Annotated in this window: 16 protein-coding genes and 1 riboswitch; of the genes, 8 read left to right on the top strand and 8 right to left on the bottom strand. The window is 69.7% G+C overall.

The window, feature by feature from the left end; genetic code table 11:
* From HY68_RS04385 to def, 3 genes are all read left to right on the top strand, one after another.
* A partial coding sequence (locus tag HY68_RS04385; protein WP_041984623.1) for an HD domain-containing protein occupies positions 1–1,028 on the top strand: 1,028 nt, incomplete at its 5' end.
* A gap of 95 nt (positions 1,029–1,123) precedes the next feature.
* On the top strand, positions 1,124–2,128 hold the full coding sequence (locus tag HY68_RS04380) for a tetratricopeptide repeat domain-containing protein (RefSeq protein WP_041984620.1): 1,005 nt from the start codon (positions 1,124–1,126) through the stop codon (positions 2,126–2,128).
* A 110-nt stretch (positions 2,129–2,238) separates the two neighbouring features.
* Complete coding sequence (def, locus tag HY68_RS04375) at positions 2,239–2,892, top strand: peptide deformylase (protein WP_041984617.1); 654 nt, start codon at positions 2,239–2,241, stop codon at positions 2,890–2,892.
* Here the strand turns inward: def and HY68_RS04370 are convergent.
* Positions 2,868–3,869: a helix-turn-helix domain-containing protein gene (locus tag HY68_RS04370; RefSeq protein ID WP_041984614.1), complete on the bottom strand. Its 1,002-nt coding sequence runs from the start codon at positions 3,867–3,869 to the stop codon at positions 2,868–2,870. The two genes, def and HY68_RS04370, sit on opposite strands and share 25 nt — an antisense overlap.
* Positions 3,870–3,951: 82 nt before the next feature.
* Between HY68_RS04370 and HY68_RS04365 the strand changes: the two genes are divergently transcribed.
* Positions 3,952–4,140: a hypothetical protein gene (locus HY68_RS04365; protein WP_041984610.1), complete on the top strand. Its 189-nt coding sequence runs from the start codon at positions 3,952–3,954 to the stop codon at positions 4,138–4,140.
* Here the strand turns inward: HY68_RS04365 and HY68_RS04360 are convergent.
* On the bottom strand, positions 4,122–4,508 hold the full coding sequence (locus HY68_RS04360) for a DUF2809 domain-containing protein (protein ID WP_347560381.1): 387 nt from the start codon (positions 4,506–4,508) through the stop codon (positions 4,122–4,124). The two genes, HY68_RS04365 and HY68_RS04360, sit on opposite strands and share 19 nt — an antisense overlap.
* 41 nt (positions 4,509–4,549) lie before the next feature.
* The gene (locus HY68_RS04355; RefSeq protein WP_041984605.1) at positions 4,550–5,149 is read right to left on the bottom strand and encodes an XRE family transcriptional regulator; all 600 of its coding nucleotides are present in this window, start codon (positions 5,147–5,149) and stop codon (positions 4,550–4,552) included.
* Positions 5,150–5,281: 132 nt separating this feature from the next.
* Between HY68_RS04355 and HY68_RS04350 the strand changes: the two genes are divergently transcribed.
* Complete coding sequence (locus HY68_RS04350; protein WP_041984602.1) at positions 5,282–5,884, top strand: class I SAM-dependent methyltransferase; 603 nt, start codon at positions 5,282–5,284, stop codon at positions 5,882–5,884.
* Between the two features lie 18 nt (positions 5,885–5,902).
* On the opposite strand, the gene HY68_RS04345 is transcribed toward HY68_RS04350, so the two are convergent.
* Positions 5,903–6,955, bottom strand: a complete 1,053-nt coding sequence (locus HY68_RS04345; protein ID WP_041984600.1) for a ribonucleotide-diphosphate reductase subunit beta — start codon at positions 6,953–6,955, stop codon at positions 5,903–5,905.
* Positions 6,955–9,339 carry a ribonucleoside-diphosphate reductase subunit alpha gene (locus HY68_RS04340; RefSeq protein WP_041984597.1) on the bottom strand — a complete coding sequence of 795 codons (2,385 nt, stop codon included), beginning with the start codon at positions 9,337–9,339 and terminating at the stop codon, positions 6,955–6,957. Before HY68_RS04340 ends, HY68_RS04345 begins: the two co-directional genes overlap by 1 nt.
* Positions 9,340–9,475: 136 nt before the next feature.
* Positions 9,476–9,617: riboswitch (cobalamin riboswitch) on the bottom strand.
* A gap of 94 nt (positions 9,618–9,711) precedes the next feature.
* Here HY68_RS04340 and HY68_RS04335 point away from each other — a divergent pair.
* Positions 9,712–10,296: a Uma2 family endonuclease gene (locus HY68_RS04335; protein WP_041984595.1), complete on the top strand. Its 585-nt coding sequence runs from the start codon at positions 9,712–9,714 to the stop codon at positions 10,294–10,296.
* A gap of 60 nt (positions 10,297–10,356) precedes the next feature.
* Here the strand turns inward: HY68_RS04335 and HY68_RS04330 are convergent, their stop codons facing one another.
* From HY68_RS04330 to HY68_RS04320, 3 genes are all read right to left on the bottom strand, one after another.
* Entirely contained in the window at positions 10,357–11,997 is a 1,641-nt protein-coding gene (locus tag HY68_RS04330) for a sodium:solute symporter family protein (protein WP_041984592.1), read from the bottom strand.
* A complete protein-coding gene (locus HY68_RS04325) occupies positions 11,994–12,248 on the bottom strand; it encodes a DUF3311 domain-containing protein (protein WP_041984588.1) in 255 nt (84 codons plus the stop codon). Before HY68_RS04325 ends, HY68_RS04330 begins: the two co-directional genes overlap by 4 nt.
* A gap of 117 nt (positions 12,249–12,365) precedes the next feature.
* Positions 12,366–13,130 carry a GntR family transcriptional regulator gene (locus HY68_RS04320; protein WP_041984584.1) on the bottom strand — a complete coding sequence of 255 codons (765 nt, stop codon included), beginning with the start codon at positions 13,128–13,130 and terminating at the stop codon, positions 12,366–12,368.
* A 284-nt stretch (positions 13,131–13,414) separates the two neighbouring features.
* Here HY68_RS04320 and HY68_RS04315 point away from each other — a divergent pair, with 284 nt between their 5' ends.
* Positions 13,415–14,701 (top strand): extracellular solute-binding protein, encoded by a 1,287-nt coding sequence (locus HY68_RS04315; protein WP_041984581.1) that lies wholly within the window; start codon positions 13,415–13,417, stop codon positions 14,699–14,701.
* A gap of 80 nt (positions 14,702–14,781) precedes the next feature.
* The gene (locus tag HY68_RS04310; protein WP_041984579.1) at positions 14,782–15,777 is read left to right on the top strand and encodes a sugar ABC transporter permease; all 996 of its coding nucleotides are present in this window, start codon (positions 14,782–14,784) and stop codon (positions 15,775–15,777) included.
* Positions 15,778–15,835 lie beyond the last annotated feature (58 nt).

The following is a 15,835-nucleotide window of genomic DNA, read 5'->3' as shown; positions in this document are numbered from 1 at the left end:
GCCAGCCCACCAGCCACGGCGCGCTCCAGACGGTCGCCGTCGCCGTGGCCGCGGCGCTCGCCGGGTCCGTACCGCACATCGCGCGCGGCAGCGGCCCCGCGCTCGACCACATGGTGCGCCGGGTGCTGACCGTCGGCTTCGCCGCCGTCTGCTTCCAGCCGCTCTACAACTCCGGCGGCTTCGGCGACCTGACCCGGCAGGGTCCCTACTACGCCGCGCTGCTGCTCCTGCTGCTGGCGCTGACCGCCCTGTGCGACGCCGTGCTGGCCGCGCTGATGGCCCGCGCCCGCACGCACCACCCCTTCGGCCCCCTCCTCAGGGAGGAACTGCGGGCCCTGCTCGGCATCGGCTCCGCCGTGTGCGCCACCGGGGCTGTCATCGCGCTCGGGGTCGCCGTCGCCGGGCTCTGGGCGCTGCCGGTGTTCTGTGTACCGCTGCTGCTCACGCACCTGTCGTTCCGGCGCTACGCGGCGGTCCGTACCACCTACGGCCAGACCATCGCCTCGCTGGCCCGCGCCACCGAGATCGCCGGGTACACCCCGCCAGGGCACGCCCGGCGGGTCGCCGAACTGAGCCGCGCCGTCGGCCGTGAGCTGGGCCTGTCGGGGCCTGACCTGACCGTGCTGGAGTACGCGGCGCTGATGCACGACATCGGCCAGCTCTCGCTGGTGGACCCCGTGCCCGAAGGGGCCACCGCCCTGCTGCCGGTCGCCGAGCAGCGCCGGATCGCGCTGCTCGGCGGAGCCGTCGTACGCCAGACCGGGGTGCCGGCGGCGGTGGCCGTCGTGGTCGAACGCCAGGCCGACCCCTACCGGGAACAGCCGCTGCCTGCCAGGATCGTCCGCGCCGTGAACGCGTACGACGATCTGACCGGGGAAGGGGCCGGAGAAGGAGCGGGCGCGAGCGGCGCGCTGAGCGCGCTGGAGCGGCTACGGCTGGGCACGGCGCACGACTACCAGCCCGAGGTGGTGGAATCCCTGGCACGCGTGCTGTCCCGGGGCGGTCTGACGTCGGGCGGGGCTGGGTAACCCATGGGTAAGGAGCGGGCGTCCGACCCGGCATGGTTGGATGCGAAGAAGAGGGTGTCCGGGAGTATGGCCCGAGCGACCGGCAGGCGGGAATCGTGAGGATCTTCGGGAAGGTACGGCATCGGCCATCCGCCTCGTGGCGGCAGGCCACCGACCGCGCGTTCACGCTGATCGGTGACGGCCGGTACGAGGACGCGGGCGCGCTGCTGACGCGTGCGGCCGATCTGGAGCCCTGGCTCTCCGAGTCCTGGTTCAATCTGGCGCTGCTGCACAAGTTCCGGCACGACTGGGAGCAGGCGCGGGCGGCCGGACTGCGGGCCGTGGCCCTGCTCGACAAGGAGACCGGCGCCCCCGACTGGTGGAACGTGGGCATCGCGGCCACCGCGCTCCAGGACTGGCCGCTGGCCCGGCGCGCCTGGCAGGCGTACGGGCTGCGGGTGCCCGGCAATCCGCACAGCGCCGAGGCGAACGGCGAACCCGACGGGATGGAGCTGGGCAGCGCCGCTGTCCGGCTGTCGCCCGAGGGCGAGGCCGAGGTCGTCTGGGGCCGCAGACTCGACCCGGCGCGGATCGAGGTGCTGTCGATCCCGCTGCCCTCGTCGGGGCGGCGCTGGGGCGAGGTCGTCCTGCACGACGGCGTGCCCAACGGCGAGCGCACGACGGCGGCGGCCCCGGACGGCGCCACCCGCGCCTACCCGGTCTTCGACGAGATCGAGCTGTGGGCGCCCTCGCCCGTACCCACCTGGGTGGTGCTGCTGGAAGCGGCGACCGAGGACGACAGGGACGCGCTGGAGCGGCTCGCCGCCGACGCGGGCTTCGCCGCAGAGGACTGGTCGTCGTCGGTACGGCTGCTGTGCCGGGCCTGCTCGGAGAGCCGGATGCCGAGCGCCGAGGGCGACGGCGAGCATCTCGACCCGCACGACCACAGCGAGCCCGGCCATCCGGGGCCGCTCGGCCACCGCACGGCGGGCGAGCTGTGGGTGCCGGAGCGTGAATGCGGCATCGCGGCGCCGCAGGCCCTGGTGAAGGGCCTGCTGGACGGCTGGGTCGCGGACAGCCCCGAGACCCGTGAGTGGCGGGATCTCGAAGAAGTCTGCTGACGGACGACCGGAGCCTCCCGCGGCTGCGCTTAGGCTGTACGGGCACATCGTGCGGACCCGCGCGACGTGCGGGCAGCAGCATCGGGTACTGAGGAAGGCGTACTGCGGACATGGCGCAGCAGGAGACGGACCAGCGGATCGACAGTGAGGCCCCGGTGACGGACGGGGACGGGTTCGTCGACGACACCACGGACGCCGAGGCGCGCGAGCTGGCGCACCGGGAGCGCGGCACGGCCCGGCCGATCACCGTCGTCGGCAATCCCGTGCTGCACAAGGAATGCCGGGACGTGACGGAGTTCGGCGACGAACTCGCCGCGCTCGTGGACGACATGTTCGCCAGCCAGCGTGCCGCCGAGGGCGTGGGCCTGGCCGCCAACCAGATCGGTGTCGACCTGAAGGTCTTCGTCTACGACTGCCTGGACGACGACGGTGTCCGGCACGTCGGCGCGGTCTGCAACCCCGTACTGGTGGAGCTGCCGCCGGGGGAGCGGAACCTGGACGACTCCAACGAGGGCTGCCTGTCCGTGCCGACCGCGTACGCCGCGCTGCCGCGCCCCGACTACGCCGTCGTCACCGGCGTCGACCTGAAGGGCCGTCCGGTCAAGCTCCAGGGCACCGGGTACTTCTCCCGCTGCCTGCAGCACGAGACGGACCATCTGTACGGGTACCTCTACATCGACCGGCTCTCCAAGCGCGACCGCAAGGACGCGCTGCGGCAGATGGCCGAGGGCACGGCGCGCTACGAGACCGTCCCCAACGACTGAGCGCCCCCCGCCGCGCCGGCCGACGCGGGCACCCGGAAGGTGCGGCGGTAGGCGTTCGGGGTCGTCCCCAGCGTCCGCAGGAAGTGGTGGCGCAGCCCCGCCGCGCTGCCGAAGCCGGAGCGCCCGGCCACGCTGTCCACCGTCTCGTCCGTCGCCTCCAGCAACTCCTGGGCGAACAGCACCCGTTGGCGCAGCAGCCAGCGGTAGGGCGTCGTCCCCGTCTCCTGCTGGAAGCGGCGGGCGAAGGTGCGCGGCGACATGTGGGCCTGCTCGGCCAGCTGCTCGACGGTCATCTCGCTGTCCAGATGCCGCTCCATCCAGCCGAGCACGTCGGCGACCGTGTCGCAGCGGTCCCTGGGCAGCGGGCGCTCCACGAACTGCGCCTGGCCGCCGTCGCGGTGCGGCGGGACGACCATGCGGCGGGCGACGGCGTTGGCGATCTCCGGGCCGTGCTCCAGCCGCAGCAGATGCAGACACGCGTCGATCCCGGCCGCTGTGCCGGCCGACGTGATGACGCGGCCGTCCTCCACGTACAGCCCGTCCTGCTCGACCTTGGCCTGCGGAAACGTCCGGGACAGCAGTTCGGTGTGGCTCCAGTGGCTGACGCACCGCCGCCCGTCGAGCAGCCCGGCGGCGCCGAGCACGAACACGCCCGAGCACACGCTGAGCACCCAGGCGCCGCGGTCGACGGCGCGGCGCAGCGCGTCGAGCAGTTCCTGCGGGTAGTCGCGCACGGCGTACGAGGCACCGGCCGGTACGGCGATCAGATCGGCCTCCTCCAGCCGGTCCAGGCCGTACAGGTCGCCGAGGGTGAACCCGGCGTGGGTGCGCAGCACGGGACCTTCGGCGGACACCACGCCGAAGTCGTACACCGGCAGGCCTTCGTCACTCCGGTCGAGGCCGAACACCTCGCAGATCACGCCGAGTTCGAAGGGATGAACGCCGTCGAGGAGGACCGCCGCCACGTTTTTCAGCATGGCACCAAGTGTGGCAGCAATTCGATGCTTGATGACAGTCCTGCCACTGCTTTTCCTGGGGCCGAGCGACGACAGTAAGGACATGGACACCTTCCTCACCATTCTCGCCCTGATCGCCCTCTTCGTCCTTCTCGCGCTGCCCCCGCTGTACTGGCACGTCAAGGACCGCGCGACCGACCGCCGGGTCCGGCTGGCCCGCATCGACCACGAGCTGCGCGAGCTGCACCAGCGCCGCAGCCCGAACCGCGACGACTACTCCCGCACCAACTGAGTGTCGCGGTTCCGGTCCGGGCGCCGGCCGAACGCGGCGTGCACCGCCCACCCGGCCGCCGCGCCGACCCCGTACCAGAACAGATCGGGCGCGTTGAACGTGGAGCCGAGGACGAGCCGCGCGATCTCACTGCGCGCGGCCAACTCGGCGGACACACCCGTCAGTTGCAGCAACTCGACACCACAACTGACCGCGAGAGCGACCAACGCGGCCGTCAGCGGCCTGACGCGGGGAGCGACGACCACCACCAGCGCCTGCACAAGCACGGTGTAGAGCGCGTCCCCCGTGTACTTGGCAGCGTCGCCGGACCCCACGCTCCGCACCCCCAGCCCGGCCGCCACGGTCAGCACCGCGCAGACCCCGGCCACGAGACACGTCCCCCTGAGCGTCCCTGGCCGCACCCGGCGCCTCACGTCTGCGGCTCGCCGGGCCGGTAGCTGGCCCTGATGTGGACGCGTTCGCCCTGGGGGCCCAGGATGCTGAGGAACTCCACCGCGTGTTCGTCGGCATTGCCGAACCAGTGCGGCAGATGCGTGTCGAACTCTGCGGCCTCACCCTCCGTGAGGATGAAGTCCTCGTCGCCGAGGACGACGCGCAGCCGCCCGCGCAGGACGTACAGCCAGTGGTAGCCCTCGTGCGAGCGCGGATCGGGTTCGCGGCCGTCGGTCAGACCGGCCGGCATGATGTGCTTGAACGCCTGCGGGCCGCCGGGTTTGCGGGTCAGCGGTACGACGGTCATGCCGTACCGGGTGAAGGGCCGCGGGTACACCCGCGGATCAAGATCGGCCGGAGCGCCGATCAGCTCGTCGACCGGCACCTGATAGGCCCTCGCCAGCGGCAGCAGGAGTTCGAGGCCCGGCTTGCGGTGGCCGGACTCCAGCCGGGAGAGCGTGCTGACCGGGATGCCGGTGATCTCCGACAGCGCGGTCAGGGTGACGCCGCGCCGCGTGCGCAAGGCGCGCAGCCGGGGCCCGACCGCCGCCAGCACCGCGCCGAATTCGTCGCTCATGCAACCACGGTGCCCGTGTTTTGCCATTTCCGCAAAGAGCTTTGCCCGAATGCCGTTCCGAGCGCATCGTTGCGTCGCAGTCACCGCACAGTCAGGACGCAGCCGTCCCGAAGCGACGAAAGGCCGACCCCCATGGATGCCCAGGGTTGGAACGACATGTACCGCAGCCGCGAGCAGCTGTTCAGCGGCAACCCCAACGGGGTGCTCGTCGCCGAGACCGCGGAACTGCCGCCCGGCCGGGCGCTCGACGCCGGGTGCGGCGAAGGCGCCGACGCGCTCTGGCTGGCCCGGCGCGGCTGGCAGGTCACCGGGGTCGACATCGCCGAGACCGCCCTGCGGCGCGCGGCGGCGGCGGGCACCGACGTCGAGGACCGGGTGACCTGGAGACGCGCCGACCTCAGCACCACACCGCCCCCGGCGGACGCCTTCGACCTGGTGTCCGTCCAGTACTTCCCGCTGCGCCGCACGCCGGACCACGCGGCGCTGCGCGACCTCCTGGCCGCCGTCGCCCCCGGCGGCACCCTGCTCTTCGTCAGCCATGACCTCGCCGACCTGACCCACCGGGAGGGCGACGACTTCGACCCCGCCGACTACTACCAGCCCGGCGACGTCCCGCCGCTCCTCGGCCCCGGCTGGGACGTCCTGGTCGACGAGACCCGTCCGCGCGCCGTCCCGCCCCCGGCCGGCACCCACCACACCCACGACACCGTCCTGCGGGCGCTGCGCCGGCCGTGAGCGGTCCCTTGCCGCGGCTCAGAAGTCGTCGTCCAGGCTGACCGAACCCTCCACCGCCACCTGGTAGGCGGACGGGCGGCGTTCGAAGAAGTTGGTCAGCTCTTGGACGCCCTGCAGCTCCATGTACGAGAACGGGTTCTCCGAGCCGTACACCGGGGCGAGGCCCAGGCGGCGCAGCCGCTGGTCGGCGACGCACTGGAGGTATTCGCGCATCGACTCGGTGTTCATGCCGGGCAGCCCGTCACCGCACAGGTCGCGGCCGAACTGCAGCTCCGCCTCGACCGCCTCCTTGAGCATGTCCGTGACCTGCTGCTGGAGTTCGTCGTCGAAGAGGTCGGGCTCCTCCTTGCGGACGGTGTCCACGACCTCGAACGCGAAGTTCATGTGCATCGTCTCGTCGCGGAAGACCCAGTTGGTGCCCGTGGCGAGACCGTGCAGCAGGCCGCGCGAGCGGAACCAGTAGACGTACGCGAAGGCCCCGTAGAAGAACAGGCCCTCGATGCAGGCCGCGAAGCAGATCAGGTTCAGCAGGAAGCGCCGCCGGTCCGCCTTGGTCTCCAGGCGGTCGATCGTCTCGACCGAGTCCATCCAGCGGAAGCAGAACTGCGCCTTCTCGCGGATCGAGGGGATGCTCTCCACCGCGTCGAACGCGGCGGCCCGGTCCGCCGGATCGGGGAGGTAGGTGTCGAGCAGCGTCAGATAGAACTGGACGTGCACGGCCTCCTCGAAGAGCTGGCGGGACAGGTACAGCCGCGCCTCGGGGGAGTTGATGTGCTTGTACAGCGTCAGGACCAGGTTGTTCGACACGATCGAGTCGCCCGTCGCGAAGAACGCGATCAGCCGGCCGATCATGTGCTGCTCGCCGGGGGAGAGCTTGGCGAGGTCGGCGACGTCGGAGTGGAGGTCGACCTCCTCCACGGTCCAGGTGTTCTTGATCGCGTCGCGGTAGCGGTCGTAGAAGTCCGGGTAGCGCATCGGCCGCAGCGTCAGTTCGAAGCCCGGGTCGAGCAGGTTCTTCTCGACGGTCTCGGTCGGTTCGGTGGTCTCGGTCGGTTCGGTCTCGGTCGTCATTACTGGCAGGCCTCGCAGGACTCGGGGTTTTCCAGGGAGCAGGCGACGGCGTCCGCGTCGGGCGCCATCGGTACGGGCACGGGCACGGGGCCGGGGCCCGGGGCGACACGCGCCGCCGGTACGTCGGCGCCGGCCGCGCGGGCGATCCGGGTCGCCGGGCGCGAGCGCAGGTAGTACGTGGTCTTGAGGCCCTTCTTCCAGGCGTACGCGTACATCGAGCTGAGCTTCCCGATGGTCGGCGTCTCCAGGAACAGGTTCAGCGACTGGCTCTGGTCGAGGAACGGCGTACGCGCCGCCGCCATGTCGATCAGACCGCGCTGCGGGATCTCCCACGCCGTGCGGTACAGCTCACGCACCTCGGCGGGCAGCCAACTGAAGCCCGCCACCGAGCCGCTCGACTCGCGCAGCGCCTCACGGCTCCTGGCGTCCCAGACGCCGAGCCGCTTCAACTCCGCCACCAGGTACGAGTTGACCTGAAGGAACTCACCCGACAGCGTCTCGCGCTTGAAGAGGTTCGAGACCTGCGGCTCGATGCACTCGTAGACCCCGGCGATCGAGGCGATGGTCGCGGTCGGCGCGATGGCGAGCAGCAGCGAGTTGCGCATACCGCTCCTGGCGACCCGGGCGCGCAGGGCGTCCCACCGCTCGGGCCAGTTCAGCTCCACGCCGTAGTGGTCGGGATGCAGCACCCCGCGCGCCGTACGCGTCTGCTCCCAGGCGGGCAGCGGGGCGTACCGCTCGGCGAGCCCGCAGGACGCCTCGTACGCGGCGAGCATGACCCGCTCGGCGATCTTCGTGGAGAGCGCGGCGGCCTCGGCGGAGTCGAAGGGCAGGCCCTTCTTGAAGAAGACGTCCTGGAGGCCCATCACGCCGAGGCCGACCGGGCGCCACTTGGCGTTGGAGCGGCCCGCCTGCTCGGTCGGGTAGAAGTTGATGTCCACGACCCGGTCGAGGAAAGTGACGGCGGTGTGGACCGTCGTGTCCAGCCGCGCCCAGTCGATCTCGCCCGAATCGAGCACGAAAGCGGCCAGGTTGACCGAGCCGAGGTTGCAGACGGCCGTCTCGCCGTCGTCCGTGACCTCCAGGATCTCCGTGCAGAGGTTGGAGGAGTGGACCGTGCGGCCGGGCTCCGCCGTCTGGTTGGCCGTACGGTTCGACGCGTCCTTGAAGGTCATCCAGCCGTTGCCGGTCTGGGCGAGGGTGCGCATCATCCTGCCGTACAGGTCACGGGCCGGGATCGTCCTGATCGCGAGGCCCGCCGCCTCCGCCGCGCGGTACGCCGTGTCGAACGCGTCGCCCCACAGGTCGACCAGTTCCGGCACGTCGGACGGCGAGAACAGCGACCAGTCGGTGTCCGCCTCGACGCGCCGCATGAACTCGTCGGGGATCCAGTGCGCCAGGTTGAGGTTGTGCGTACGGCGCGCCTCCTCACCGGTGTTGTCCCGCAGCTCCAGGAACTCCTCCAGGTCGGCGTGCCAGGTCTCCAGGTAGACGGCGGCGGCGCCCTTGCGCCTGCCGCCCTGGTTCACGGCGGCGACCGAGGAGTCGAGCGTGCGCAGGAACGGCACGATGCCGTTGGAGTGCCCGTTGGTGCCGCGGATCAGCGAACCCCGGGAGCGGATACGGGAGAACGGGATGCCGATGCCGCCCGCGTGCTTCGAGAGCCGGGCCACCTGGTGGTAGCGGTCGTAGATCGAGTCGAGTTCGTCTGCGGGGGAGTCCAGCAGGTAGCAGGAGGACATCTGCGGGTGCCGGGTGCCCGAGTTGAACAGGGTCGGCGACGACGGCAGATAGTCCAGCCGGCTCATCAGCCGGTAGAGCGCGGCGACGTCCTCCAGCGCGGCCGGGCTGTCGTCCTCGGCGAGCCCGCACGCCACGCGCAGCATGAAGTACTGCGGGCGCTCGACGACCTGACGGGTGATCGGGTGGCGCAGCAGGTAGCGGCTGTAGAGCGTGCGCAGACCGAAGTAGCCGAACCGGTCGTCGGCCGCCGGGTCCACGAGCTCGTCGAGCCGGTCGGCGTGCAGCGCCACGAAGCGGGCGGTGGCGTCGGCGATCAGCCCCTCGGTGTGTCCGACGCCGACCGAGGCGGAGAACGACACCGCGCCTTGGCCGGCGGCCTCGTCGGCGATGGAGCGGGTCAGCAGCCGGGCGGCGAGCCGGGAGTACGCGGGGTCCTCGGAGATCAGCCCGGCGGCGGCCTCGGTGGCCAGCTCGCGCAGGCCCGCAGCGTCCGATCCGGCGTTACGCCCCCGGAGCGCCGCCGCTGCGACCTTGCCCGGGTCGGTGTCGGGCAGATCGGCGGTGAGGTCCGTCAGCGTACGCAGCAGTGCCTCGCCTGAAGCGGCGGTGTGCGTGGCCGGACGGTCTGGCGCGATGGTCACGTGATGCTCTCCCTCGCTCGGATCGGGTCCGGCGGGCAGGAGGCAGGCATACGACGGACCGCACCCAGGGCAGGGCGCACCGCCGTGTCCGCCGGCCCTACCGCGGGGCCCGGGACGTCTCGGCGCCCGGCTCGGTCGAACCGGACGCACCGTCGGCAGGTCTTCGGACTCGCGGGTACGACAAAGCGCACCACAGCACACCGTTGCGGGACAGTTCCGGATTCGCACCGGATTCCCCTGTGTCGACAGCGAGACGAGCATACATCTGGTGGGCGTCTCGGGAGTCACCCCCCACATCTTGTGTCGCATCGAGTTTCGTCTGCCCGCTGTCGCACCGCTCCGCTATCGTCGTGGAGACAAGGAGGTGTCCCCATGACGGCGGTCGAGGACAGGCACGGGATTCATCCCGACGAGTTCGACGAGTGGACGCGGATACTGGCTCGGACCACAGAGAGTGTCCGGCTGGAACTCATCGACGGGATGATCAGGAGCACCGTTGTGCCGGACGGAGACCACGGCCGCATCATCCAGTGGCTGATTCGTATCTGTATGCAGTCACGTCCGGAGCTCTGGCTGCACCAGGACCAGGGACTGAAGGTGCAGACGTATCGCAACGGCCGGGCCCGGCCGGACGGTTCGCTCGCGCCGAGCGAGGCATTCGTCGGCCAGGGTGAGTGGGCCGAACCTGACCAGGTCCTGATGACCGTCGAGGTCACCTCGTACGACTCCGACACCGACGACCGGGACCGGATCGAGAAGCCGCGCGCTTACGCCCAGACCGACATCCCGGTCTATCTGCTCATCGACCGGGACAACTGTGTGGTCACCGTCCACAGTGAGCCGGACGGTGTGCGCTACGAAAGCGTCCACACGGTGCCGTTCGGCAAGCAGATCACGCTGCCTGATCCGATCGGCATCACGCTGGACACCGAGCAGCTCAAGGAATGGGTGCGCTGATACGCGCGACGGGCCGCCGACGGTGCCGGCGGCCCGTTCCTATGACGGTTTCGAGGCGGCTCAGTGAGCCGGTTCCGCCGGTTCGGCCGGTGTCGTCAGGGGGAGTTCGGCCTTGACGTCCGGGTCGCCCGCGTCCGCCGTGTAGTCGGACGCCGTCGTCTCGTCGATGCCGTCCGGTGCCTTGACCGCGCGCAGGATCAGGGTGAGGACCACCGTCACCACCACGTTCAGCACGAACGCGGTGAGGCCGATGTAGCCGATCTCGCCGAGCCCCGGGATCTCCTTCGACGAGCCGCCGAAGTGCTTCTGGGTCGGGCTCGCGACGCCGTACGCGGCGAGCGTCCCGTAGACCATGCCCACCGCCCAGCCCGCCAGCAGCGCCCAGCGGTGGAACCAGCGGGTGAACAGGCCGCCGACCAGGGCCGGCAGGGTCTGCAGGATCCAGATGCCGCCCAGCAGCTGGAAGTTGATCGCGACGGTCGGGTCCATCCCGAGGACGAAGACCAGCGCGCCCACCTTCACCAGCAGGGACACCAGCTTGGAGACCTTGGTCTCCTGCGCCGGGGTCGCGTCCGGCTTGATGAAGTCCTTGTAGATGTTGCGGGTGAAGAGGTTCGCCGCGGCGATCGACATGATCGCGGCCGGCACCAGCGCGCCGATACCGATCGCGGCGAAGGCGACGCCCGCGAACCAGTCGGGGAACATGTTCTCGAAGAGCTGCGGGATCGCCAACTGGCCGTTGTCGACCTTGATCCCGGCGGCGATCGCCATGAAGCCGAGCAGCGCCAGCAGCCCCAGCATCAGTGAATACAGCGGCAGGATCGCGGTGTTGCGCCGGATCACGTCACGGCTGCGGCTGGAGAGCGTCGCCGTGATGGAGTGCGGATACATGAAGAGCGCGAGCGCCGAGCCGAGCGCCAGCGTCGCGTACCCCCACTGGCCGGCCTCGGGCGGCGCCAGCGCGCCGCGCGGTTTGCCGGTGGCCGGATTGACCTTCGCGAAGGCGTCACCCGCCTTGGCGAAGATGTCGTCGAAGCCGCCGAGCCTGATCGGGATGTAGATGATCGCCACGAGAATGACGATGTAGATCAGACCGTCCTTGACGAACGCGATCAGCGCGGGCGCCCGCAGCCCCGACGAGTACGTGTAGGCGGCGAGCACGGCGAACGCGATGAACAGCGGCAGGTCCTTGACGAACCAGTTGGTGTCGTTGCTGCCGCCGATGCCCATCACGTCGAGCACCGACTGGATACCGACCAGCTGGAGCGCGATGTACGGCATCGTCGCGAGGATGCCGGTCACGGCGACGGCCAGCGACAGGGACTTCGAGCCGAAGCGCCCCCGGACGAAGTCCGACGTCGTCACGTACCCGTGCTTGTGCGACACCGACCAGAGCCTGGGCAGGAAGGTGAAGATCAGCGGATAGACCAGGATCGTGTACGGGACGGCGAAGAAGCCCGAGGCGCCCGCCGCGTAGATCGCGGCCGGCACGGCCACGAAGGTGTACGCCGTGTAGAGGTCACCGCCGAGCAGGAACCAGGTCACCCAGGTGCCGAACGACCGGCCGCCCAGGCCCCATTCGTCGAGGCTGTGCTGGTTCTCCGCCCTGCGCCAGCGCGCCGCCAGGAACCCCATGGCCGTGACGGCCAGGAAGAAGAAGATGAAGACGCCGAGCGCGACGCCGTTCACACCGTCCTTCATCGCGACGCACCTCCCTTGCGGGCGCGCTGGTCACGCTGCCACAGCTTGTAGGCGGTCATGGTCAGCGCGGTCGAGATGAAGACCCACAGCAGCTGGTACCAGTAGAAGAAGGGGATGCCGATGAACGCCGGGTCGACCTTCGCGTACGACCCGACCCAGAGCATCGCCACGAACGGTGCCAGCAGACAGACGCCGATCACCACCCGCAGCGGTGTCACCGTGGGCGGTTTTTCTTCCGGGTTGTCCAGCATTCGGCGTACCGTCCCCTCACTGATCACCTGTTGTAATGCGCAGGCAATCTAGGGGAGGAGGCCGACCGCCGTCACCCCCGCCGCCGTCTCGGAACGACAACGGTGCGGCTAAACCGCTCAATGGGCGGGTCGTTTGAGCCGCGCGACGAACTTGTACCGGTCGCCGCGGTACACCGAACGCACCCATTCGACCGGTTCGTTGTCCGCGTCGACCGAGTGCCGCGAGAGCATCAGCATCGGCAGGCCCACGTCCGTGCCGAGCAGTCCGGCCTCGCGCGGGGTGGCCAGCGAGGTCTCGATGGTCTCCTCGGCCTCGGCCAGATGGACCCCGTACACCTCGGCCAACGCCGTATAGAGAGACGTATATTTGACCAGCGAGCGGCGCAGCGCGGGAAAGCGCTTGGCCGACAGATGCGTGGTCTCGATCGCCATCGGCTCACCGCTCGCCAGCCGCAGCCGCTCGATCCGCAGCACCCGGCCGCCCGCGGTGATGTCGAGCAGCCCGGCCAGGGTGTCGTCGGCGGTGACATAGCCGATGTCCAGCAGCTGCGAGGTCGGTTCGAGGCCCTGGGCCCGCATGTCCTCGGTGTACGAGGTGAGTTGCAGGGCCTGCGACACCTTCGGCTTGGCGACGAACGTGCCCTTGCCCTGGATGCGTTCGAGCCTGCCCTCGACCACCAGCTCCTGGAGCGCCTGCCGCACGGTCGTACGCGAGGTGTCGAACTCGGCGGCGAGCGTACGTTCCGGCGGAACCGGGGTCCCTGGCGGTAGAGTCTCTGTCATGTCCAGCAAGTGCCGCTTGAGGCGGTAGTACTTGGGCACGCGCGCCGTGCGGGTCGCCGCCGGTCCCTCGGTCTCCGTGCCGCCCCCGTCCGTGGCCATGCCCTGCCTTCCCGACTGCTGCGCTGCTGCCGTCACCGGCTCCTCCGTCTGTCGCGGCTCACATGGTGGCACGGTCCGGTCACAAGACGTGGGCCTGCCTCTCAGGTGTCGGTCCGATAACGGACGTCACTGCCCTTCTTATACACCCTTGACACCCCCAAAGGTCTAGGCCAAGCTCCCCGTACTGGTCTAAACCATTAAAGACCAGGTCCCAGCCCCAGTCAGTACTCGGCGTAAGTCTTCGCGGTGGGCGGGGGGTTGCAGGAATCCCTGAGGAGGGTGGCGTGAAGCGCAAGCTCATCGCGGCGGTCGGCGTCGCGGGCATGTTGGTCAGCATCGCGGCGTGTGGCTCGGACAGCAAGTCCGACAACGGGTCTTCGAAGTCGGAGGACGCCAAAGCACTCACCGTGTGGCTGACGGTGGATGCCCAGAACAACTGGCCGGACCTGGTGAAGGCCGCCGATGCCGCACTGGTCAAGAAGCACCCCGGCGTCAAGATCAAGCACGAGTACTACGGCTGGCCCGACAAGAACACCAAGCTCGACGCCGTCCTCGCCACCGACAAGGCGCCGGACGTGGTGGAGATGGGCAACACCGAGATGCTCGGCTACATGGTGAAGGGCGCCTTCGCCCCGGTCGACGCCTCGAAGTTCGACAACTCCGGCGCCTGGCTGGACGGCCTCAAGCAGTCCGTGACCTACTCGGGCAAGACCTACGGTGTGCCGTACTACGCCGGCGGCCGCGTGGGCAACTGGCGCAAGGACGTCGCCAAGAAGGCCGGCATCACCGCGCCGCCCAAGACCTACGCCGAGCTGACCTCCGACCTGGACAAGATCCAGAAGAAGGAGGGGACCAAGTTCAACGCCTGGTACCAGCCCTCCCGTGACTGGTACGCGGCGATGTCCTTCGTCTACGACGCCGGCGGCTCCATAGCCACCGACAACGGCGGCACGTTCAAGGCCAACCTCTCCTCGGCGGAGTCGCTCAAGGGCCTGAACGACTGGAAGAACATCGAAGACAAGTACATGCACGGCGACAAGACCAAGGACGAGTCGGACCGTTTCACCATCTACGGTCAGGGCAAGTCCGGCATGATCTTCGGCGCCGCCTGGGAAGGCGCGTCCGCCGAGGACCCGAAGGCCGACACCACCGGCAAGCTCAAGGGCAACCTCGAGAACTTCGTGATGCCCGGTCCTTCCGGCAAGAACATGCCCGTCTTCCTGGGCGGTTCGGACCTGGCCGTCCCGGTCAAGTCCAAGGCGCAGGACCTCGCCGCCGAGTGGATCAACGACTTCACCGGCGCGCAGGGCCAGAAGGGCCTCGTCGCCAAGGGCAACCTGCCCAACAACACCACGGACCTCGCTCCCATGAAGAGCGACCCGGCCACGGCAGTGCCGGCCACCGCCGCCGAGTCCAGCTGGTTCGTCCCGCAGGCTCCGGGCTGGGGACAGGTCGAGAAGGCCCAGGTACTGCAGACGATGCTGCAGTCCATCGCCACCGGCAAGGCGTCGGTCGAGGACGCCGCGAAGACCGCGGACGCCGCGATCGACAAGGTCATCAACACCAAGTGACCTGAGCACGGGGCCCCGTCGGATCCGACGGGGCCCCGTCCGGCGGGCTGCACCAGGAGAGGGACCCCGAGGAGCGCGCGATGAGTGCCGCAGAGACAACCACTGTGAAGGTGCCGCCGGCGCGGCGCGACCCACAACCGGGCACCGCACCCGGCAGACCCGGGAAGCCCGGCGGAAAGCGCAGAACGGGCGGGAGTTCGATCCCCTGGCTGCTGCTCCTGCCAGGACTGCTCGTCATCGGTCTCGTCTTCGGCTACCCGCTGGTGCGGCTGGTCACCCTGTCGTTCCAGAAGTTCGGCCAGCCCCAGCTGTGGGGCTTCCAGCCGGCCGAGTCGGCAGGCTTCAGCAACTTCACCGAGGTGCTCGGGGACAGCGAGTTCTGGACGGTCGCCCTGCGCACCGTCGTCTTCGCCGCGGTCTGCGTCATCCTGACGCTGGTCCTCGGCATGCTGGTCGCGCTGCTCCTGCAGCGCGTGTCCGGCTGGGTGAAGACCCTCATCAACATCGCCCTGATCGCGAGCTGGGGCATGCCCGTCGTCGTCGCCATCACCATCTTCAAGTGGATGTTCGACTCCGACTACGGCGTCCTCAACTGGCTGCTCAGCAGGGTCCCCGGGGTCGATCTGATCGGCCACAACTGGTTCGCCAGCGGCACCCAGGGCCTCGCCGTGATCATCCTGCTGGTGGTCTGGGGCGCCGTACCGTTCGTCGCCATCACCCTCACCGCGGGACTCACCCAGGTACCCGCCGAACTCGAAGAGGCGGCGCGTCTCGACGGCGCCGGCGCCTGGGGCGTCTTCCGGCACGTCACCATGCCGCTCCTCAAGCCCATCGTCGTCATGCTGGCGACCCTGTCGGTCATCTGGGACATGGGCGTCTTCCCGCAGGTGTTCGTGATGCGCGACGGCCACCCCGAGGCCGAGTTCCAGCTGCTCACCACCTACTCGTACGACAAGGCGTTCGTCGTCAACGACTACTCCCAGGGCTCGGCCATCGCACTGATCACGGTCGCGCTGCTGCTGGGCGTGATCGCCGTCTACATGCGCCAGATGCTGAAGATCGGAGAGGTGGAGTGACCACGACCGCCGCGACCCCTGTCGCCGCCGCCACCCCGGCGCCCGCCCGCACCGCGGG

Origin of the sequence: Streptomyces sp. AcH 505, assembly GCF_000818175.1 — a bacterium.
GTDB lineage: Bacteria > Actinomycetota > Actinomycetes > Streptomycetales > Streptomycetaceae > Streptomyces.
Note: the sequence above shows the minus strand (reverse complement) of the source record. Positions and strands in the feature narration are given on the sequence as shown.